The organism is Rhizobium sp. BK176, from assembly GCF_024808055.1.
This window is the reverse complement of record NZ_JANUBV010000007.1, coordinates 93,706-112,223: the sequence shown is the minus strand read 5'-3', so window position 1 is coordinate 112,223 and position 18,518 is coordinate 93,706. Positions and strand designations below refer to the sequence as shown.

The window sequence follows — 18,518 nt, the reverse complement described above, 5'->3', positions numbered from 1 at the left end:
GGTCAGATCTGGACTACACCCAACATGACGGCCTTGGCTATCGCCTGGAAACGGTTGTTGGCGCGGAACTTTTGAATGATGCCGGTTTCCAGAGAGTGTGCTTCCTCGTTCCGAAGGTCGAGGGTGCGTGCAATGCGCTGCGTTGAAAGACCTGCCGCCATCAGAGCCAGGCATCGCGACTCCTGATCCGTGAGTGCCGATCCACCCTGGTTGTCGTTCAGCGGCTGATCATCGCTTGTCTCGCGCTCGAGCAGGTTACTCACCTGCTGCATCTGCCGGTGTAGCGTGGACATTTCAGCGCTGAGTTCGCGCTTGCGGGTGTTAAGCGCGTCGCGAAACAAGGTTTCCGCAGCTTCCTGCGTCTCAGCCTCAATCAGGTCATTCATCAGGTCTTGTATCACCGCAACGGCCATTCCGGCCTCGCGGCAAGCGTTGATGACCGCCATGCGCCTGACGTCGCCCGGCTCGTAGACGCGCATCAGGCCGATTCGGCCGGCGGAGATCAGGCCTTTCTCCTCGTAGAAGTGCAGGGTGCGATGGGTAACGCCGAAGGCATTGGCCATATCGGCTATAGGCACTCTTCCGCGGGGCAGGTCGGCGGGCAATGCCGCTGAAGGGAGGAAACGGTGCCTCGGGCGAGTTTGCGTCACGTGGTCTGAGGTGAACCCTTGATTGTAACCTTCTGCCATGGTCCCTCCCGTTGTGTTCATTATGCGACTGCATTGCAAAGGGTGCGGTTGAGTGGGGTTTCCTCTTAGCGTTCCTGTCCAGTTATCGAAGGACTTGGCGGTGTCTTCTTCGATATCGCAAGCTTACGTTACCCGTGATTGACGTATTTTGTTAGTATCAAAATTAGTGACTTTTAATTTACAGGGCAATCCGCCTTGAAAGCTTCACGAAGCGACGTTGATTCGCGGCGAAAGGGGCCCTGGCGAAACATTTGGCCGTTTAATGCGCGAAGGCCGAACCAAATCTACTTGCAGCCGTTCCGCTAACGGACGAAACGCTCGCGCCATCACGGATTTGCATGCATTCATGTACGAATCTCGTTGGTCCCTGACGACTCATTGGCTTAGAAACACTTGTCCTTCGTTTCAGTGGAACCCGCTATGCCGACTACGCTTTCCGTCAATCTCAATGCCGTCGCGATGCTCCGAAACCGCCGCGATCTACCGTGGCCAAGCATAGAAGGACTCGGGCGGATCGCGCTGCAATCCGGCGCAAGCGGTTTGACCGTGCATCCGCGCCCCGACCAGCGGCACATCCGCTTCTCCGACCTGCCGGTTATCCGCAACTTGATCGACGATGAGTTTCCGGATGCCGAGTTCAATATCGAAGGTTACCCGACTGACGAATTTCTGGAGCTCTGCGCCAGCGTTGCGCCGGAGCAGGTGACGCTGGTTCCTGATGATCCGACGCAAGCGACGTCGGATCATGGCTGGGATTTCCGCAAGCATCGGGACTTCTTGGCTGACGTGATCGGGCGGCTCAAGAAGATGGGAACGCGTGTATCGCTGTTTGCCGACGGCGACGGTGATGCCGAGGCTGTTGGGGTTGCCAAGGTCGTAGGCGCCGACCGAATCGAGCTTTATACGGGTCCCTATGGCGGGTGTTTCGACGCACCGGAGCGGGCCGGACCAATCCTCGAGGCACTGGGCAAGACTGCGGACGCCGCATTGGCGATCGGCTTGGGCGTCAATGCCGGGCACGATTTGACGGTGGCGAATCTGCCGCCGCTGGTAAAGCGAATTCCGAAGCTGGCCGAGGTATCCATTGGCCACGGATTGACGGCAGATGCGCTTGAGTTCGGCATGGCGGAAACGGTGCGGCGGTTCTGCCGGGCGTGCGGCCAGAAGATCTAGACTGGGAATTGGGCGAAAGCCCGCTCCGCGGTGCAAAAGCGGGCCTTGTCGACTGGCTCAAGCGATGAGCGCGGTCTTGTGTGCGACGAAGAAGTCCTTGAGCATTTCGGGCTTCCCGCCGGTCAGCTTCTCATAGTCAGCCGTTACGAGATCAAAGTTGCCGGCGCGGATGTTCGCATCGGCGGAGACGAGCATGTCGGCGACGAAATCAGGCAGTCCGGCGCCGCGCATGCCTTGGCCGAGTTGCTCGTCCGTGACGCTGACGACCTTCAATGGTTTTCCGACTGCATCGGCCAAGACGGCGGCAATCTTGTCAGCGTCCAGGGATTCTGTTCCAGTCAGCGTATAGGTCGCGCTTTGGCTGGTGTTGGAGGCAAGAGATGCGGCGATCGCACGCGCGCAGTCTTCGCGAGAAATGTTTGAAATCTTGCCTTCGCCGGTGGCCGTGTACCAAGTGCCGGAGTGGAGATTGTGCGGCATCCCATGGAGATAGTTCTCCATGTACCAGGCATTGCGAATGATCGTGTAGGGGATGCCCGTCGCCTTGATCGCGTTCTCCGTGCCGAGATGGTCAGGCGCGAAGGTTACCAGCGATTTGTCCGGCGATGGCATTGACGTGTAGGCGATGTGCTTTACGCCTGCCTTGGCGGCTGCATCAACCGCTGCCTTGTGCTGCTTGAGGCGTTGACCGGGGACGGCGAGCGCGTCAGTGCTGATGATCAGCAGCCGATCGACGCCTTTGAAGGCAGCTTCGAGCGAGGCGGCGTCGTCGAAGTCGGCCCTGCGGGTGGCGACACCCTTGGCGGCAAGGTCTCCGAGCTTGGCGGTGTCGCGCGTTGCGGCGATGATGTTTGCAGCAGGAACCGTTTCGGTCTCGAGCAGATGGTGAATGATCCGCTGGCCGAGCTGGCCGGCAGCACCGGTGATGAGAATGGTCTCGCTCATGTCTTTCCTCTAGGTTCGATAAAGGTCTCAAAAAGAGACTAGCTCTAGATTAGGAATTGACTGCGAGCTGTAAAGAGGGCAGTTTTTTCGCTCTACGTTACCAAAAGGGAACCATGCATGAGCGGCGCCGTCCTCAACCTGAAGAACAAGGCTTCCGGCGTTCGTCGCGACGTCGACCTCAGCAACCTCGACTTCGACAATTGCCCGGTTCGGGACATGATGCAGCAAATCGGCGGCAAGTGGTCGACGCTGATGCTCGAGGCGCTCTCCAAGCGTCCGTATCGATTTGGAGAGCTACGGCGGATGATCCCAGACATCTCGCAGCGTATGCTGACGCAGACATTGAGAGACCTGCAGCGTGACGGTTACATCGAGCGGGAGGTTTTTCCGACCAAGCCGCCGAGCGTCGAGTATCGCATGACCGATCTTGGCCGCTCGCTCTACGGCACTCTGGCGCTACTGCTGAACTGGGCGGAAGAAAACCATGATTTGGTTCGCGCCGCCCGGCTCAGATTCGATTCAGCCGACGTCTGAAACTGTCTGCCTGCCGAAGCCTTCCGTAAGGAAGAGAAGGAAGGCGAGGGCTGGAAAGCAAAAACCGATCCATGCAGTCATCGTCCAGCCGCCAGTCGCGTAAGCCCAGCCGCCCACCGCCGATCCGATCGCGCCACCGGTAAAGAACGTCGCCATGTAGAGGCCGTTCAGGCGACTGCGATGCTCGGCGCTGATCGCGTAGACGGCGCGCTGGCCACAGACAAGGTTGGTGGTCACTCCGAAATCGAGCAGGATAGCCGCCGCAGTCAGCAAAAGCAGGGCCGTTAGGGAGCTGTCCGTCGCGAATTGACTGATGAGAAACGCCGACATTCCAAGCAGCATCGCCAGTGTGGAAGCCGCTCTCGTGAGCCCGCGGTCGGCGAGCCGTCCGGCGATCGGCGAGGCCACAGCGCCAGCCGCGCCAGCGAGCGCGAATAGTGCGATACCGTTCTGCGTCAGCCCAAATTGAGGGCCAGCAAGGAGTAGCGGCGTGGTAGTCCAGAAGAGACTGAAGGCACCGAACATGCCCGCCTGATAAAGCGCGCGACGCTGGAGAACGCGGGAGTGGAGGGCGAGGTCTGCCATCGAAGCAAGCAGCTTGCCGTAGCTCAGTCGCGTGTGGGGGACACGGACCGGAAGCTTGGCTCTTAGAATGACGACGAGCACGACCATGGCGGCGGCAGTCAGGAAGTAAACCATGTGCCAGGACGTCGCCTCCGCAACGAAGCTGGCGAACGGGCGTGCCAGCATGATGCCGCAGAGTAGCCCGCTCATGACGTTACCGACGACGCGCCCCCGGATTGCGTCCGGCGCCATATGAGCAGCAAAGGGGACGAGTACCTGGACGGCAACCGAGGCGAGACCGATGCTCAATGAGGCCAAAAGAAACATTGCGGGAGTCGATGACAGACCTGCACCCACCAAGGCAACGGCGGAGACCGCAATAAGCGTCAGCACGAGCCTGCGGTTTTCCAGAAGATCGCCGAGCGGAACGATCAATAGGAGGCCCAGACCGTAACCGATCTGGGTCAGCGTAACGATCAGGCCTGTTGCCGCTGGCGTGAAGCCGAGAGACGCGCTGATCGGGCCGGCGAGCGGCTGACCATAATAGAGATTCGCCGCGACAAGTCCGCACGCGGCGGCGAAAAGAAATGTCATCAACGGCGAGATCGTCTGTGGCGCGACGGGTTTTCGCGTGTTGGTCGAAAGGCTCATAGTAGGCTCCGGTGGGGCTATCGGATGTCAAAAAAGGTTGCGCGCTGAAGCGGGTCTTATTCAACCCGTTTCACGCCAGAAGTTTCATTGCAGTTGCAGCGACCGCGGCCATCTCGTCTTCGCTGGGTCCCGTTTTGCCCACTACGCGCATTCCCATGGTCAAGCAAAGGAGCGAGCGGGCGGTGGCGGCAATGTCGATGTCGCCTGAGATTGAGCCATCGCTTTGGCCGAGTCGGAGGAGATCGGCGATCAGGGCCTCGTTGCTGGCAAAGGCAGCAGCGACATGTTCGGCGGCCTTCTCGTCGAAGAGGGCGAGATCGTTCGCACTGCCGACGACCAGGCAGCCACGCAGACCGGCGGCGCCGTGCGAGGAGAGCGCGTAGTGTGTCAGGACCTCGCGGATCTTGTCGCGGCCGGTTTCGGCTTTCGCCATGCGTTCGTCCAGCAACGCGCGACGAATGGTCCGATATCGGTCGAAAGCAGCGAGGAACACGCCGCGCTTGTCCTTGAAAGCCTTGTAGATGCTGCCTGAAGCAAGGCCCATGGCTTCGGTAAGCTCACTGATCGACGCGGCCTGATAGCCGCGCTCGGAAAAGACCTGCAGCGCTTTGTCGAGCGCTGCGTCGCGATCGAATTCGCGTGGTCTACCGCGTGTCCGGGTCGTCTCAGTGAAGGTCGCCATGGTCATGGCGGAATAATTAGGAAATGATCGTTTCCAAATCAAGCGAAACTTTTGGGACGCAGCAAATCAGAGGTCAAGAACCCAGGTTTGGCCATTCTCCTCCGGACCAAACATTCGGTGTCGCTCTTCGGAGACAAGGCGAAAGCCCGCCTTCACATAGATGCCGCGCGCCGCGTGCAGAACGTCGTTCGTCCAGAGCGATACCTGACGGTATTTCTTCGCCCTCGCGAACCGAATGCACTCGTCCACCAGCATCTTGCCGAGTCCGAGACCGCGCGCCGCCTTGTCCACGTAGAGCAAGCGAAGCTTGGCGATGCCGTCGCCGCCGTTGGTGACGAGGATAGAGCCGACGTTGATGCCTGCACGTTCTGCGATCCAACAATACTCCATTGAAGGATCGAAATTTGCCAGGAACTTGCCGGCGACCTCGGCGACAAGACCCTCGAAGCGCATGTCCCAGCCGTACTCCTCGGTATAGGCTTTTCCCTGGCTCTGAACGATCCAGCCGATATCCCCAGGCTGATGCGCTCGGACGATTAACGGAGGTGGCGACGCGTCGGAATCCAGCAGTGAACGGATGGCCGTCATTGCAGTCACGATGCTTTGGGGTTCGCCATCGACCAGCGTTGCAAAACGCTCTGCGATCTGAGCGTTGGAGCGTCGGCCAAGTTCCTCGAACTGATCGTGTCCCTTGGTGGTGACTGTGATGATCTGGCTGCGAAGGTCACTGGGATCAGGCGCCGTATCAATCAGTCCGGCGGCACGAAAGCGCTTGAGGATGCGGCTGAGATAGGCGGGGTCGAGATGCAGATCGCGCGCCAACGCGACGGCGCTGACGCCCTTGCTGGAGCCGATCTCGAAGAGCACACGCGCGTCAGTCAGCGTGAACTCGGTATCGAGATAGGCCTTGTTCAAGACCCCCAAGAAGTTTGTGTAGAAGCGATTGAAGTCGCGGGCAGCGTCGATCAAACCTGAATCAGCCATGGACAAAACCTCCGATTAGGAGATTTTGTCCTGCTTTTATTTGACTGAGTCAATTAAATTCACATTAGGCGGCGACCGTCTCGTCAACTGCTTCGTCAGCGAGCGCGAACTCGACAGCCGCCCTTGCATGGATCTCAGTCGTGTCGAAGCCGGGTAGCGGCAGCCGGTTCGGGTCGAGGATGAGGCAGATTTCCGTGCAACCGAGAATGATTCCATCTGCACCCTTGGTACGCTCCCGTTCGATGATCTGCATCAGTTTCTCACGCGAGCTGTCTAGCACCTTGCCGGCGCAAAGCTCGTTGAAGATGATGTCGTGAACGGATGTCCGGTCGGCGGCTTCGGGAACCACGATGTCGACGCCGAGCCTCTTCATGCGATCGGCATAGAAGCCATGCTCCATTGTGTATCGGGTCGCAAGCAGCAGCGGGCGCTTGCATCCGGCTGCCTTCAGTGATTCAGCGGTCTCGTCGATGATGTGAATCAGCGGCACGGAGATGCGTGAGGCAACCTGATCGGCGATCAGGTGCATGGTGTTCGTGCAGATCAGCACGCAACGCGCGCCGGCAATTTGCAGATGCAGGGCAACGTCGCCGAGCCGGTTTGCGGCGGCGTCCCAGTCACCGGCTTTCTGCATCGAAACAATCTCGTCGAAATTGACGGAGTGCATCAACAACTCCGCCGAAGACAGTCCACCGAGGCGCTCGCGCACCATCTCATTGATCATGCGATAATAAACCGCCGAGCTTTCGAAGCTCATTCCGCCGATCAGTCCGATTGTTTGCATTCTGGTTATGCTCCCCGTCTGGAATTTCCTATTGGCGAAATCATGCATCAATCATCGCGCAAATGGTTTGCTTTCTTTGATCCGAACTCCCCATTTGCGCTGTAGTTTTGCACAAGATGGCAATATTGTGCAAAATTAACTCGCCACTCCTGGAGGGCTCAATGCTGGATGATCGCGACCGCCGAATCCTTGAATTATTGCAGGCTGATGCCGGCATTTCGGTGACGGATCTTGCGGAGAAGGTCGCTTTGTCGGTCTCGGCCTGTTCACGGCGCATCCAGCGGCTGGAGGAGAGCGGTCACATTGCACGGCGGATCGTGGTGCTCGACCGCGCGAAGATGGGCGTCCCGACAACGGTGTTTGCGTTGATCAAGACGGCACACCACACGGACGAATGGATCGAGACATTTCGCCGGGCAATCAGCGCCGTTCCCGAGATCGTCGAGGCGCACCGCCTTACCGGGAACTACGATTACATTCTGAAAATCGTACTCCCGCGCGTCGAGCACTACGACGTGATCTACAAGCAAATCGTTCGCAAGATCGAACTCTTCGACGTCTCCGCGTCCATATCGATGGAGTTGCTGAAAAGCGGAACATCGATCCCCGTGGCCTACGCGGACTGACCGCCGTCGATACTTCTCGACCATCGCCGTGAGCAGGCGAGCTATGCGGAAAGGAAGCTTGAAAGCTGCGTTGGATCAACGACATTGGCTTTGGCGAAATGACACGGAAGGCAGGTCATGAGCGAGCAACATGTTGTCGTTATCGGCGGTGGCTTCGGTGGATTGCAACTGGTCAACGATCTCAAGGGCGCAGGGCTTCGGATCACGCTCGTCGACCGACGCAATCATCATCTCTTCCAGCCTCTGCTGTACCAGGTGGCGACAACGATCCTTTCCACATCCGAAATCGCGTGGCCCATCCGGCATCTCTATAGCGACCGGCAGGATGTGACGACGTTGCTTGGTGAAGTCGTTGGCGTCGATACCGCCGTAAAGGAAGTTTCCTTACGTAGCGGCATGACGCTGCGTTATGACACCCTCGTTCTCGCCACAGGCGCGACCCACGCTTACTTTGGGCGCGACGATTGGGAGCCGGTGGCGCCTGGGCTCAAGACATTGGAGGATGCGACGACAATTCGTCGGCGCGTGCTGCTGGCCTTCGAACGGGCCGAGACTGAAGCCGATCCTGCCGTTCGCGATGCGCTTCTGACTTTTACGATCGTCGGCGCTGGGCCGACCGGTGTCGAACTTGCCGGAATCATCGCCGAACTCGCACGCAAGACCCTGCCGCGCGAGTTTCGCAGTATCGATACGCGAAAGACGCGGGTCGTCCTTGTCGAGGCTGGGCCAAGAGTGCTTCCGACCTTCGCCGAGGAGCTTTCTACCTATGCCAGCAAGGCTCTCACTGAACTGGGCGTCGAGTTGCATATCGGCGAACGGGTTATGGAATGCACAGCAGAAGGTGTCTCGACAAGTGAGGGGTTCATCGCCAGCCGCACGATTGTCTGGGCTGCAGGCGTGCAGGCATCGCCCGCGGCCAAGTGGCTCGATGTTCCGGCAGATCGGGCGGGGCGCGTCATCGTTGGGAAGGATTTGACGGCACCAGGACTTCCGGATGTCTTTGTCGTCGGGGACACGGCGTCGGTTATCCAGGAAGGCGGTGCTCCCGTGCCTGGAATCGCACCGGCTGCGAAGCAGCAGGGCGCTTATGTCGCCAAGGTGATCCGGGCGCGCCTCGCGGCGAAGCCGGCGCCTCCGCCGTTCCGCTACCGCCATCAGGGCAGCCTTGCGACGATCGGTCAAAGTGCCGCCATCATCGATTTCGGCCGCATCAAACTGAAAGGCTGGATTGCCTGGTGGATATGGGGGATTGCCCATATCTACTTCCTGATCGGGACGCGTTCGCGTTTCGCGGTGGCCTGGAGTTGGCTGTGGATCTATCTGAGTGGCCAGCATAGCGCGCGGCTGATTACGCAGAAAGAAACGATGCGCGACGACGATCGGAAATAGAAAAAGGGCGGCTCAAGGCCGCCCTTTGCGTCTTTGTCAGGCAGCCAGCGAGGCGATATCGATGACGAAGCGGTAGCGAACGTCGCTCTTCAGAACGCGTTCGTAAGCTTCGTTGACCTGCTGAATGTTGATCGTCTCGATCTCGGAGACGATGTTGTGCTCGCCACAGAAATCCAGCATTTCCTGGGTTTCCTTGATCGAGCCGATCATCGAGCCGGAAATGCTCTTGCGGCCTGGGATCAGCGAGAAAGCGTGGACCGGGATCGGGTTTTCCGGTGCGCCGACCACGACGAAGGCGCCGTCGACCTTGACCAGACCGAGATAGGCATTCCAGTCAATTTCAGCGCTGACCGTGCAGATCACCAGATCGAAGGCACCGGCGAGCTTTTGGAATGTCGCCGGGTCGTTGGTAGCGTAATATTCCTTGGCGCCGAGCTTGAGACCGTCTTCCTTCTTGGAGAGGGTTTGCGACAGAACGGTAATCTCAGCCCCCATGGCCGCGCCGAGCTTGACGCCCATGTGCCCGAGGCCACCCATGCCGACGATTGCGATCTTCTTGCCGGGACCGGCATTCCAGTGACGCAGCGGCGAATAGAGCGTGATGCCGGCGCAGAGCAACGGGGCGGAAGCATCGAGCGGAAGGTTGTCCGGGATGTTCATCACGTAGCCTTCCTTGACGACGATCGAGTCGGAGTAACCGCCCTGAGTGCGCGTCTTGCCGTCGGCTTCGAATTCGTTGTAGGTGCCGACGAGACCCGGCATGTACTGCTCGCGGTCGACGTCGCGGGTCGCACAGCCGACGCAGCTGTCGACGAAGCAGCCAACGCCGACGCGGTCGCCGACCTTGAACTTGGTCACCGCCGAGCCGACGGCGGAGACGATGCCGGCAATCTCATGGCCCGGCACGATCGGGTAAACGGCGTTCTTCCATTCGTTGCGGACGGTATGGATATCCGAATGGCAGATGCCGGCAAACTTGATGTCGATCACAACGTCATCCGGATTGGGGTCGCGTCGTTCGAACGTAAAGGGGGTAAGTGGTTTCGACGCGTCAGTGGCAGCATAGCCTTTTGCGATAGGCATCCGAGACTTCCTTTCGGGTTGCTGGGAGGATGGCCGAAGATGCAACGGATCGAGTTCCATGCGGTAGAGCAATCCTCCGCGGTTTTTGCACGATCCTGCAAAATTGAAGGGACGGGCTATTCTCGGGCGCGCGAACCTATCCTAGATACTGCGCATCCCGGCGCCGCAGATGAAGGTTTCCTCGCATGACATTGCCGTTCAATCCCTACCAGGAAATTGCTTCGATTGCCGCTCGACATGCCGGCGCCGAGGGTGAGTTCCGCACCGCCATCGAGAGCCTTGGGATCAGCCGCCGGCATACGCCGAGCGCACCCTGTCACGGCAGCTACCGGCCCTGCATTGCCATTGTTATCCAAGGGGCCAAGAGCCTCCGTCTCGGAACCGACGTCATCAACTATGGGGCAGGCGATTATCTTCTGACGTCGCTCGATCTGCCTGTCATCTGGCGCGTGGTCGAGGCGAGCGCCGAGATTCCTCATTTTTGTCTGACGCTCGGCATCAATAGCGAAAAGGTTCTCGAATTGCTGAGTCGAGCCGATATTCCACGGCCGATAGCGCAGGGGCCGGGCCGCGGCATTGCGGTGAATGTTGCGACGCCGGAGTTTCTGGATGCGGCCGTTCGGCTGCTGCGTTTGCTCGATCGTCCAAAGGATATCGCAGCGATGGCGCCGTTGATCGAGCAGGAGATCCTCTACCGTGTGCTCACTGGGCCTGATGGCGGTCGGCTGATCAACATCGCAGTCGCCGATAGTCACGGCAACCGCATCGCGCGAGCCATTGCCTGGCTGCGGCAGCATTTCGCAAGCTCGCTGCGGATCGAGGATCTCGCCGAGCAGGTCAATATGAGCGTCTCGTCTTTCCATCATCATTTCAAGTCGATCACGGCGATGACGCCGGTGCAATATCAGAAGCAGTTGAGGCTGCATGAGGCTCGCCGTCTAATGCTAGTCGAACGCCTGGATGCCGGAACGGCGGGGCATCGGGTCGGCTACCAGAGCCCGTCGCAGTTCAGTCGCGAATACAGCCGGATCTACGGTTTGTCACCCGCGCGAGACATGGAGGCTGCGCGCGAACCGGTCGAGCGCACTTGAGCGTGCGTGGTTGATCTCGAGCGGGACGTGAACGGCCGAGATTTTTGAGTGTGTTGCAGTATGAGATTTTCCCCACAGGCCGCTTGACGCGCATGGTGGATTGCAGCATAAAGCCCGCGAACCGTACCGTACGGTACTTATTGGGAGTGAGGCCGTGGCCGTCGATAATTTGGAGCCCAGCGAGTTTTCGCCGCGCCAAAACGCAGTTCTAGAGCAGGCATTGCGGCTGCTCGTCGATGGCGGCGAAAAGGCGTTGACGACGTCGGGCGTTGCCCGTGCCGCAAACTGCTCCAAGGAAAGCCTCTATAAGTGGTTCGGCGATCGCGACGGACTGCTGTCCGCCATGATCGCCTATCAGGCCAGCAAGGTGCGCACCTTCGAGCGCAATGGCGAGCGGCTGACATCAGCCAGCCTGCACGATCACCTTGTCATCTTCGCAAAGGACCTGCTTGAGGTTCTCGCCGGTGATGTTTCGCTGGCGCTCAACCGTCTGGCCATCGGCCAGTCGCATCGCGACGGCTCCAAGCTCGGCAAGCTGCTCCTTGAGCGGGGCCGCCGCCAGATTGATCGCCGCGCCATGGGCCTGATCGACGCGGGCAAGCGCGCCGGGCTTTTGCGCTTCCATGATGCCGATGAGGCATATCACACGCTCTACGGCCTGATCGTTTCCGATCTGCATGTTCGCATGCTGCTCGGCGAGCCGGGTCTCAAGGATACCGCGCGTCAGGCGGAGAGGGCGGTTTCCGCCTTTCTGCGCCTCTACGGCACGGAAAAGGTTTTGGCGGAGATGCCGCTGGTCGGCTGATCCCACTTACAACAGTCACAGGACAAGCAAAGGGAAGGACATTCAAATGCGCGTCTATTACGATCGTGATGCAGACCTCAACCTCATCAAGTCGAAGAACGTCGTCATCGTCGGCTACGGTTCCCAGGGTCGCGCACACGCCCTGAACCTGAAGGACAGCGGCCATGCCAACGTGGCGATCGCTCTCAAGGCCGGTTCGGCAACCATCAAGAAGGCAGAAGCTGACGGCTTCAAGGTCATGACCGTTGCCGATGCCGCCAAGTGGGGCGACCTGATCATGATGGCAACGCCTGACGAACTGCAGGCCGACATCTACAAGGCCGACATCGCCGGCAACATTCGTGACGGCGCGGCTATCGCCTTCGCACACGGCCTTAACGTTCACTTCGGCCTGATCGAGCCGAAGGCTTCGCTCGACGTCGTCATGATCGCGCCGAAGGGCCCGGGCCACACGGTTCGCGGCGAATACCAGAAGGGCGGCGGCGTTCCCTGCCTCGTTGCTGTTCACCAGAACGCTTCGGGCAACGCTCTTGAACTCGCTCTCTCCTACGCTTGCGGCGTCGGCGGCGGTCGTTCGGGCATCATCGAAACCAACTTCCGCGAAGAATGCGAAACCGACCTCTTCGGCGAACAGGTCGTTCTCTGCGGCGGTCTCGTCGAGCTGATCCGCGCCGGCTTCGAAACGCTGGTTGAAGCAGGCTACGCGCCTGAAATGGCATACTTCGAGTGCCTGCACGAAGTGAAGCTGATCGTCGACCTGATCTATGAAGGCGGTATCGCCAACATGAACTACTCGATCTCGAACACGGCGGAGTGGGGCGAATACGTCACCGGCCCGCGCATCATCACGGCTGAAACCAAGGCTGAAATGAAGCGCGTCCTGCACGACATCCAGACCGGCAAGTTCACGTCCGACTGGATGCAGGAATACAAGGCTGGCGGCTCGCGCTTCAAGGGCATCCGCCGCATGAACGACAGCCACCAGATCGAAGAAGTCGGCGCGAAGCTCCGCGGCATGATGCCTTGGATCGGCAAGAACAAGCTGGTCGACAAGTCCGTCAACTAAGCGGCTTCAAAGTGCTGGATCACGAAGGCCGGGACGAAAGTTCCGGCCTTTATTTTTGCGTCCGTACAGCAAGCCAGCGGGTAGGCTTTCCATCATAGCCGGTGCCGTCGCCTTCACTGATGACTATGTTATGCCAGCCTCCATTGCTCAGCATTTCCGAGAGTAGCTCCGCCGACGGATAGTTGTAGTAGCGACCGAACGCATCGTGCCCTTCGGCCTCGCCCGCCTTGAAAGTGGCGTGGAAGGTGCCGCCGGGCCGCAACGCAGTGCGGATCCGTTCCAGCACCTCGGGAAGGGTGGCTCGCGGGACGTGCACCAAGCTTGCCTCTGCCCAAACGCCATCGAATGCTTCTTCCTCGTCCAGATCCTCGAAGCGCAGGACCGCGACGGAGTGACCGAGGAGGCTTTCGGCCTGCCTGGCTATTTCCGGTGATCCGTCTGTCGGCATTACGGCGAAGCCCTTCGACAGCATATACTCGCTGTCCTGTCCTCCACCGCAACCCAGATCGAGGATCGCCGCACCGGGCGGGAGCAACGACAGAAAGGCATCGAGCCGCCGTACCGGCAGCTTGCGTTGCCGCGAGGCATAGGTTGCCGCGTTGTCGTCGTAGAATGAAGATGTACTCTCGTCTGCCATGATCGTTTGCCCGATGCGCCAAGGCCGGAGTTACACGCACAAAGTCGCCGCCTTTGAGGCAGCGCTCATCCCGTCGACATAGAAATGGCGAGCTAAACGGACCGGCGCCCGCTGACGGCGTGGTACAGCCAGAGAACAACGACAGCACCGATGACCGCGACGACGAGGCTGTAGATATTGATGCCCGTTACGCCCGATGCGCCGAAGAAGCTGAAGATGACGCCGCCGACGATCGCTCCAACGATGCCGAGGACGATGTCCATCAACATCCCCGCGCCCGACTTGTTGACGATCTTGCTGCCGATGAATCCCGCGATCAGTCCAAGGATAATCCAACTGATTACTGACATCCGCCGTGTCCCTCCTTGATTGGTTGAATATTCAGACCATCTTCCCGTTTAGCTAAATAGCTCGCCGGGGAATTCAAGGTTCGTGAGAGCCTTATGCTTTCATTCTACAGTTGTTGTTCAGTGAAATGAAGAAACCAAAAAGGAGGATGGCATGGGTATCTTTGACGACGCCGTTCCAGGCGGAAATATATCAAAGCCGATCATGATTGCTCTCGGCGCGTTGCTGGTGGGCAAACTCCTCGGTGGCGGCGGCAGCCAGACGGATCCGGCTGGCCAGCAGGCCAATCCGCAAGCCAGCCCGCAGGCCGGTGACGGCGGCCTTCTCGGCGGGCTTGGGGGTCTCGGTGGCCTTGGCGGTCTTCTCGGCAAGCTGACGGAAGCCGGGCAGGGCGATACGGTGGATTCCTGGGTCCAACCCGGGCAGAATAAACCGATCGCACCGGGCAGTCTCAATAGTGCGCTCGGGTCCCAGACGATCAGCGATCTCGCACGTCAGGCGGGAATCAGCGAGCAGGAGCTGCTGAACCAATTGTCGACCGTTCTGCCTGGAGTGGTCGACAAGCTGACGCCGCGAGGCCAATTGCCGACACAAGAGCAGATCGCCGCCCTGTTCCATTCCTGAGCGCGGGACGGTCGAGCTGCAGTCGCAAAGACTCCCCCGCTTCCCCAAACGGAAGCGGGGAACGAAGGCTTTTCCTATGCCGCCCGAAACTCCTTGATTTTGCCAGCGGCTGAAGCTTCACGCCTCTCGGCGCAAACCACAAAAAACCGGGCGTCGCCCGGTTTCCGAAGTCTCTGAACTACTGGCGGCCGACTGCTCGCGCGCCGCTGATGACCTCAGGCGAGGATACGGCGTGTCCAGCCACGTTCATCGTTTGTGACGCCCTTCTGCAGGCCGACGAGCTCCTGACGCAACTCGCTGGTCAGCTTGCCGGTCTGTCCGTCTCCGATACGGAACTCGCCGCCGGCGTGTCGCACGAGGCCGATGCCCGCGAGGACTGCTGCAGTGCCGCAAGCGAATGCTTCCACGAGCTTGCCGCTGGCCGCATCCGCCTGCCATTCCGCGAATGAGTAGGGGCGCTGCTCGACGCGCAAGCCCTTTTCTTCTGCGAGAACTATTACCGAGGCGCGCGTGATGCCCGGCAAGATCGTGCCGCCGAGAGGTGGGGTTACTACAGATCCGTCGTTCATCACGAAGAATACGTTCATCCCGCCGAGTTCCTCGACCCAGCGATGTTCCGCTGCATCAAGGAAAACGACCTGATCGCACTCCTTCTTCGCCGCCTCGGCCTGTGCGACGAGGCTGGCCGCGTAGTTTCCGCCGCATTTGGCAGCACCGGTGCCGCCGGCTGCTGCTCGGGTGTACTCAGTCTCGACCCAGAGCGAAACCGCCTTTGCTCCGCCTTTGAAGTATGCACCCACCGGGGAGGCGATTATGCAGAAGATATATTCCTGAGCGGGGCGGACGCCGAGGAACGCCTCGTTGGCGAACATGAACGGGCGCAGATAGAGGCTGCCGTCGCCTGATGGAATCCATGCCTTGTCGACGCGGACAAGCTCCTCGACCGCCTTCAGGAAAAGTTCTTCCGGCACGGCAGGCATCGCCATCCTGGCCGCCGACTGCGCGAAACGACGGGCGTTCTCTTCCGGCCGGAAGAGCAGTATGCGACCATCGTCCGCCTTGTAGGCTTTCATACCTTCGAAGATTTCCTGGGCGTAGTGCAGTACTGCGCTGGCGGGATCGAGCTCCAAAGGCCGCCGCGGCGTGACCTTCGCATCGTGCCAGCCTTTGTCGGGAGTCCACCGGGCCAGAACCATATGATCCGTGAAGACCTTTCCAAAGCCGGGTGTCTCCAGAGCCTGAGTTCGATCGGCTTCCGAGACCGGCGACGCGTGGAATTCGATCTTGATTTCAGGAGTATTCGACGACGCGGACATTGCTGGCACCTTCATAGCATGTTGGATAGTGGCGGCGACACTACCGCCACGGGGTGGGTCTTGAAAAGATCGATTCTGGTCGGTTCTGGCTTCTGTTTACAGAAGTGACCTCCGCTTCCCGAAATTGTCATGGTGGCAAAGAAATAGGTCAGTAATGTTGACTTATTTTTTATTGCGTGGTTCTCTGGCCTAAAGACAAAAAATTGCGAGGAAATACCGATGTTGAATTGGGAAGGCATGTTCGCGACGCGTTCTTCACGGATGCGCGCATCGGAGATTCGCGAGCTCCTGAAGCTCCTTGACCGCCCTGAGATCATTTCCTTTGCCGGTGGTATCCCGGATCCGGCGCTCTTTCCCGATCAGGAGTTCAAGGCGGCCTACGCCGATATCTTCAGCAGCTCGGCCGTGAACTCGGCGCTGCAGTATTCGGTCAGCGAAGGTTACAAGCCGCTTCGCGAGTGGCTGGTCAAGCAGATGGCCGCGCTTAACATTCCATGCGAGCTTGAGAACGTCTTCATCGTGTCCGGCTCGCAGCAGGGCCTGGATTATCTCGGCAAGCTTTTCCTCTCGCCTGATGACACGGCACTGGTTACTTGGCCGACCTATCTCGGCGCACTCCAGGCCTTCAGTGCCTACGAACCGACCTACGACCAGCTGACGCCGAACGGCAACCGGACGCCCGATTCCTATAAGGCGCAGGCCGCTGCGGCGGGCGGCAAGGTGAAGTTCGCCTATCTCTCCGCCGATTTTGCCAACCCGACGGGTGAAACCGTCGATCAGGCTGGACGAGAGAAGGTTCTCGCGCTGGCTGAAGAACTCGATATCGCCGTTATCGAAGACGCGGCCTACCAGTCGCTCCGTTACGACGGCACGCCGGTCGCGCCGATCCTGGCGACCGAGATCGCGAAGAGGGGACACATCAACAATACCCGCACGATCTATTGCGGCAGCTTCTCGAAGACGCTGGCTCCCGGTCTTCGCGTCGGCTTCATCGTTGCCAACGCTTCCGTCATCCGCAAGCTGGTGCTGATGAAGCAGGCGGCTGACCTGCACTCCTCGACGATCAATCAGATGGCGATCGCCCACGTCGCGGAACGCGGTTTCGATGCGCAGGTCGCGAAGATCAGGTCCGTTTATAGCCACCGCCGCAATGTCATGCTGGCGGCGCTGGAGAAATACATGCCGGCCGGCACGAGCTGGACCAAGCCGGAAGGCGGCATGTTCATCTGGGTAACGCTACCTGATGGCATGGATGGCGCGAAGCTGCTCGCCAAGTCGCTGGAAACAGCCAAGGTCGCGTTCGTCCCCGGCAAGGCATTCTTCGCCGACGGCTCGGGAGCAAACACCTTCCGCGTCAGCTTCTCCTGCGCCAACGATCAGATGATCGAGGAGGGAATCAGCCGCCTCGGGGCGCTCGTCACCGCGGAGATCGGCGGCTGATTGGCCGCCGACTTTCGGAACCAACTACCGATTTAGGTGCGGGCCAAACAATTCCAGATCGGCCTCACTCAGCCTGTCGCTTGCCGTATTGAGCTGGTGCCAATATGGATAGAGCACAGGCGGCAGGCTGACGGCATCGAGGCGCTTGCGCTCGTCTTCAGTCAGCTTCAGTTCAGCGGCGGCCAGATTGTCCTTGAACTGGGCTTCGGTGCGACCACCGATGATCACCGAGGTCACCGCCTTGCGACCGATCAGCCAGGCAAGCGCCACTTGGGCTGCCGAGGCGCCACGTTCTTCGGCGATCGCCACCAGCGTTTCGACGATATTCCAGAGGCGGTTTTCGTCGCGAATCGGCGGCTCGGTCCACCCGGCGAATTGACGCGACCCTTCAGGGGCGGTCTGGTTGCGGCGATGCTTGCCGGAGAGCAACCCGGCAGCGAGCGGGCTCCAGACGAGCACGCCGAGCCCCTGGTCGACGCTGATTGGAAGCAGTTCGTATTCCGCGTCGCGTGCTTCGAGGGTGTAGTGGATCTGCTGGCTGACGAACCGCTCCCGCTTTTCCCTTTCGCTGACACCAAGCGCTTTCATGATGTGCCAGCCTGAGAAATTCGAGCAGCCGACATAGCGGACCTTGCCTTGGCGGACGAGCGTGTCGAGCGCTTCCATGGTTTCTTCGAGAGGCGTCTGTCCGTCCCATTCGTGAAGCTGGTACAGGTCAATCACGTCGGTCTTCATGCGCCGGAGGCTCGCTTCGCAGGCGCTGATGAGATGATAGCGCGACGAGCCCGTATCGTTCGGCCCGTCTCCCATGCGAAAGCGTGCCTTGGTCGCGATCAGCACGCCGTTCTTGCGCGGCCCTCCGATGATCTCGCCGAGAATTTCCTCGCAAACGCCCTGCGAGTAGACGTCGGCCGTATCGATGAGGTTGACGCCGGCGTCGAGACATAGGTCGACAAGCCTGCGCGCTTCGGCGACTCCGAGATCACCAACCATCTTCGCCCAACCTTGGCCGCCGAACGTCATCGTGCCCATTGTCACGGTCGAAATCTTGAGGCCGGAGCGGCCGAGAAGCCGGTATTCCATATGC

Annotated in this window: 20 protein-coding genes; 9 read left to right on the top strand and 11 right to left on the bottom strand. The window is 59.7% G+C overall.

Features of this window, described 5'->3' with window-relative positions:
• Positions 1-2: 2 nt before the first annotated feature.
• On the bottom strand, positions 3-689 hold the full coding sequence (locus FHT76_RS21480) for a MerR family transcriptional regulator (RefSeq protein ID WP_183860831.1): 687 nt from the start codon (positions 687-689) through the stop codon (positions 3-5).
• 420 nt (positions 690-1,109) lie between these two features.
• Here FHT76_RS21480 and FHT76_RS21475 point away from each other — a divergent pair, with 420 nt between their 5' ends.
• Entirely contained in the window at positions 1,110-1,862 is a 753-nt protein-coding gene (locus FHT76_RS21475; RefSeq protein WP_183860829.1) for a pyridoxine 5'-phosphate synthase, read from the top strand.
• A gap of 57 nt (positions 1,863-1,919) precedes the next feature.
• On the opposite strand, the gene FHT76_RS21470 is transcribed toward FHT76_RS21475, so the two are convergent.
• Positions 1,920-2,807, bottom strand: a complete 888-nt coding sequence (locus FHT76_RS21470; RefSeq protein ID WP_183860827.1) for an SDR family oxidoreductase — start codon at positions 2,805-2,807, stop codon at positions 1,920-1,922.
• Between the two features lie 117 nt (positions 2,808-2,924).
• On the opposite strand from FHT76_RS21470, the gene FHT76_RS21465 reads away from it, so the two are divergent.
• Entirely contained in the window at positions 2,925-3,341 is a 417-nt protein-coding gene (locus FHT76_RS21465) for a helix-turn-helix domain-containing protein (protein WP_183754687.1), read from the top strand.
• Here FHT76_RS21465 and FHT76_RS21460 read toward each other — a convergent pair.
• The 4 genes from FHT76_RS21460 to FHT76_RS21445 all read right to left on the bottom strand — a co-directional run bounded on the left by FHT76_RS21460 (position 3,327) and on the right by FHT76_RS21445 (position 7,006).
• A complete protein-coding gene (locus FHT76_RS21460) occupies positions 3,327-4,556 on the bottom strand; it encodes an MFS transporter (RefSeq protein ID WP_183860825.1) in 1,230 nt (409 codons plus the stop codon). The genes FHT76_RS21465 and FHT76_RS21460 overlap by 15 nt on opposite strands.
• Before the next feature lie 70 nt (positions 4,557-4,626).
• Positions 4,627-5,244: a TetR/AcrR family transcriptional regulator gene (locus FHT76_RS21455; protein ID WP_183860823.1), complete on the bottom strand. Its 618-nt coding sequence runs from the start codon at positions 5,242-5,244 to the stop codon at positions 4,627-4,629.
• 60 nt (positions 5,245-5,304) lie between these two features.
• Positions 5,305-6,222: a bifunctional helix-turn-helix transcriptional regulator/GNAT family N-acetyltransferase gene (locus tag FHT76_RS21450; RefSeq protein ID WP_183860821.1), complete on the bottom strand. Its 918-nt coding sequence runs from the start codon at positions 6,220-6,222 to the stop codon at positions 5,305-5,307.
• Between the two features lie 64 nt (positions 6,223-6,286).
• Entirely contained in the window at positions 6,287-7,006 is a 720-nt protein-coding gene (locus FHT76_RS21445; RefSeq protein WP_259185873.1) for an aspartate/glutamate racemase family protein, read from the bottom strand.
• A gap of 161 nt (positions 7,007-7,167) precedes the next feature.
• On the opposite strand from FHT76_RS21445, the gene FHT76_RS21440 reads away from it, so the two are divergent.
• Together FHT76_RS21440 and FHT76_RS21435 are read left to right on the top strand one after the other, a co-directional pair.
• Positions 7,168-7,632: an Lrp/AsnC family transcriptional regulator gene (locus FHT76_RS21440; protein ID WP_183860817.1), complete on the top strand. Its 465-nt coding sequence runs from the start codon at positions 7,168-7,170 to the stop codon at positions 7,630-7,632.
• Between the two features lie 117 nt (positions 7,633-7,749).
• Positions 7,750-9,021 (top strand): NAD(P)/FAD-dependent oxidoreductase, encoded by a 1,272-nt coding sequence (locus FHT76_RS21435; protein WP_183860815.1) that lies wholly within the window; start codon positions 7,750-7,752, stop codon positions 9,019-9,021.
• 36 nt (positions 9,022-9,057) lie between these two features.
• On the opposite strand, the gene FHT76_RS21430 is transcribed toward FHT76_RS21435, so the two are convergent.
• A complete protein-coding gene (locus FHT76_RS21430) occupies positions 9,058-10,104 on the bottom strand; it encodes an NAD(P)-dependent alcohol dehydrogenase (protein ID WP_114713100.1) in 1,047 nt (348 codons plus the stop codon).
• 185 nt (positions 10,105-10,289) lie between these two features.
• On the opposite strand from FHT76_RS21430, the gene FHT76_RS21425 reads away from it, so the two are divergent.
• From FHT76_RS21425 to ilvC, 3 genes are all read left to right on the top strand, one after another.
• The gene (locus FHT76_RS21425; protein ID WP_183860813.1) at positions 10,290-11,195 is read left to right on the top strand and encodes an AraC family transcriptional regulator; all 906 of its coding nucleotides are present in this window, start codon (positions 10,290-10,292) and stop codon (positions 11,193-11,195) included.
• A 154-nt stretch (positions 11,196-11,349) separates the two neighbouring features.
• Positions 11,350-12,000, top strand: coding sequence for a TetR/AcrR family transcriptional regulator C-terminal domain-containing protein (locus FHT76_RS21420; RefSeq protein ID WP_405049309.1), 651 nt, complete (start codon positions 11,350-11,352; stop codon positions 11,998-12,000).
• Positions 12,001-12,046: 46 nt separating this feature from the next.
• Positions 12,047-13,066, top strand: coding sequence for a ketol-acid reductoisomerase (gene ilvC, locus FHT76_RS21415; RefSeq protein ID WP_088692034.1), 1,020 nt, complete (start codon positions 12,047-12,049; stop codon positions 13,064-13,066).
• A 49-nt stretch (positions 13,067-13,115) separates the two neighbouring features.
• Here the strand turns inward: ilvC and FHT76_RS21410 are convergent, their stop codons facing one another.
• Together FHT76_RS21410 and FHT76_RS21405 are read right to left on the bottom strand one after the other, a co-directional pair.
• Positions 13,116-13,703: a bifunctional 2-polyprenyl-6-hydroxyphenol methylase/3-demethylubiquinol 3-O-methyltransferase UbiG gene (locus FHT76_RS21410; protein WP_183754706.1), complete on the bottom strand. Its 588-nt coding sequence runs from the start codon at positions 13,701-13,703 to the stop codon at positions 13,116-13,118.
• A 92-nt stretch (positions 13,704-13,795) separates the two neighbouring features.
• Positions 13,796-14,053, bottom strand: a complete 258-nt coding sequence (locus FHT76_RS21405) for a GlsB/YeaQ/YmgE family stress response membrane protein (protein ID WP_183754708.1) — start codon at positions 14,051-14,053, stop codon at positions 13,796-13,798.
• A 151-nt stretch (positions 14,054-14,204) separates the two neighbouring features.
• Here FHT76_RS21405 and FHT76_RS21400 point away from each other — a divergent pair, with 151 nt between their 5' ends.
• Entirely contained in the window at positions 14,205-14,675 is a 471-nt protein-coding gene (locus FHT76_RS21400) for a YidB family protein (protein WP_183754710.1), read from the top strand.
• 215 nt (positions 14,676-14,890) lie between these two features.
• On the opposite strand, the gene FHT76_RS21395 is transcribed toward FHT76_RS21400, so the two are convergent.
• A complete protein-coding gene (locus FHT76_RS21395) occupies positions 14,891-15,991 on the bottom strand; it encodes a branched-chain amino acid aminotransferase (RefSeq protein WP_183754712.1) in 1,101 nt (366 codons plus the stop codon).
• A gap of 219 nt (positions 15,992-16,210) precedes the next feature.
• On the opposite strand from FHT76_RS21395, the gene FHT76_RS21390 reads away from it, so the two are divergent.
• On the top strand, positions 16,211-17,431 hold the full coding sequence (locus tag FHT76_RS21390; RefSeq protein WP_259130373.1) for a PLP-dependent aminotransferase family protein: 1,221 nt from the start codon (positions 16,211-16,213) through the stop codon (positions 17,429-17,431).
• Positions 17,432-17,455: 24 nt separating this feature from the next.
• Here the strand turns inward: FHT76_RS21390 and FHT76_RS21385 are convergent, their stop codons facing one another.
• Positions 17,456-18,514, bottom strand: a complete 1,059-nt coding sequence (locus tag FHT76_RS21385; RefSeq protein WP_259130374.1) for an aldo/keto reductase — start codon at positions 18,512-18,514, stop codon at positions 17,456-17,458.
• Positions 18,515-18,518 lie beyond the last annotated feature (4 nt).

Excerpts from the sequence above, each read along its gene's own strand:
- FHT76_RS21410 (WP_183754706.1), bottom strand. The coding sequence starts at position 13,703 with ATGGCAGACGAGAGTACATCTTCATTCTACGACGACAACGCGGCAACC.
- FHT76_RS21465 (WP_183754687.1), top strand. The coding sequence starts at position 2,925 with ATGAGCGGCGCCGTCCTCAACCTGAAGAACAAGGCTTCCGGCGTTCGT.
- FHT76_RS21390 (WP_259130373.1), top strand. The coding sequence starts at position 16,211 with ATGTTGAATTGGGAAGGCATGTTCGCGACGCGTTCTTCACGGATGCGC.
- FHT76_RS21425 (WP_183860813.1), top strand. The coding sequence starts at position 10,290 with ATGACATTGCCGTTCAATCCCTACCAGGAAATTGCTTCGATTGCCGCT.
- FHT76_RS21435 (WP_183860815.1), top strand. The coding sequence starts at position 7,750 with ATGAGCGAGCAACATGTTGTCGTTATCGGCGGTGGCTTCGGTGGATTG.
- FHT76_RS21450 (WP_183860821.1), bottom strand. The coding sequence starts at position 6,222 with ATGGCTGATTCAGGTTTGATCGACGCTGCCCGCGACTTCAATCGCTTC.
- FHT76_RS21460 (WP_183860825.1), bottom strand. The coding sequence starts at position 4,556 with ATGAGCCTTTCGACCAACACGCGAAAACCCGTCGCGCCACAGACGATC.
- FHT76_RS21395 (WP_183754712.1), bottom strand. The coding sequence starts at position 15,991 with ATGTCCGCGTCGTCGAATACTCCTGAAATCAAGATCGAATTCCACGCG.
- FHT76_RS21400 (WP_183754710.1), top strand. The coding sequence starts at position 14,205 with ATGGGTATCTTTGACGACGCCGTTCCAGGCGGAAATATATCAAAGCCG.
- FHT76_RS21480 (WP_183860831.1), bottom strand. The coding sequence starts at position 689 with ATGGCAGAAGGTTACAATCAAGGGTTCACCTCAGACCACGTGACGCAA.
- ilvC (WP_088692034.1), top strand. The coding sequence starts at position 12,047 with ATGCGCGTCTATTACGATCGTGATGCAGACCTCAACCTCATCAAGTCG.
- FHT76_RS21440 (WP_183860817.1), top strand. The coding sequence starts at position 7,168 with ATGCTGGATGATCGCGACCGCCGAATCCTTGAATTATTGCAGGCTGAT.
- FHT76_RS21385 (WP_259130374.1), bottom strand. The coding sequence starts at position 18,514 with ATGGAATACCGGCTTCTCGGCCGCTCCGGCCTCAAGATTTCGACCGTG.
- FHT76_RS21445 (WP_259185873.1), bottom strand. The coding sequence starts at position 7,006 with ATGCAAACAATCGGACTGATCGGCGGAATGAGCTTCGAAAGCTCGGCG.
- FHT76_RS21475 (WP_183860829.1), top strand. The coding sequence starts at position 1,110 with ATGCCGACTACGCTTTCCGTCAATCTCAATGCCGTCGCGATGCTCCGA.
- FHT76_RS21405 (WP_183754708.1), bottom strand. The coding sequence starts at position 14,053 with ATGTCAGTAATCAGTTGGATTATCCTTGGACTGATCGCGGGATTCATC.
- FHT76_RS21430 (WP_114713100.1), bottom strand. The coding sequence starts at position 10,104 with ATGCCTATCGCAAAAGGCTATGCTGCCACTGACGCGTCGAAACCACTT.
- FHT76_RS21470 (WP_183860827.1), bottom strand. The coding sequence starts at position 2,807 with ATGAGCGAGACCATTCTCATCACCGGTGCTGCCGGCCAGCTCGGCCAG.
- FHT76_RS21455 (WP_183860823.1), bottom strand. The coding sequence starts at position 5,244 with ATGACCATGGCGACCTTCACTGAGACGACCCGGACACGCGGTAGACCA.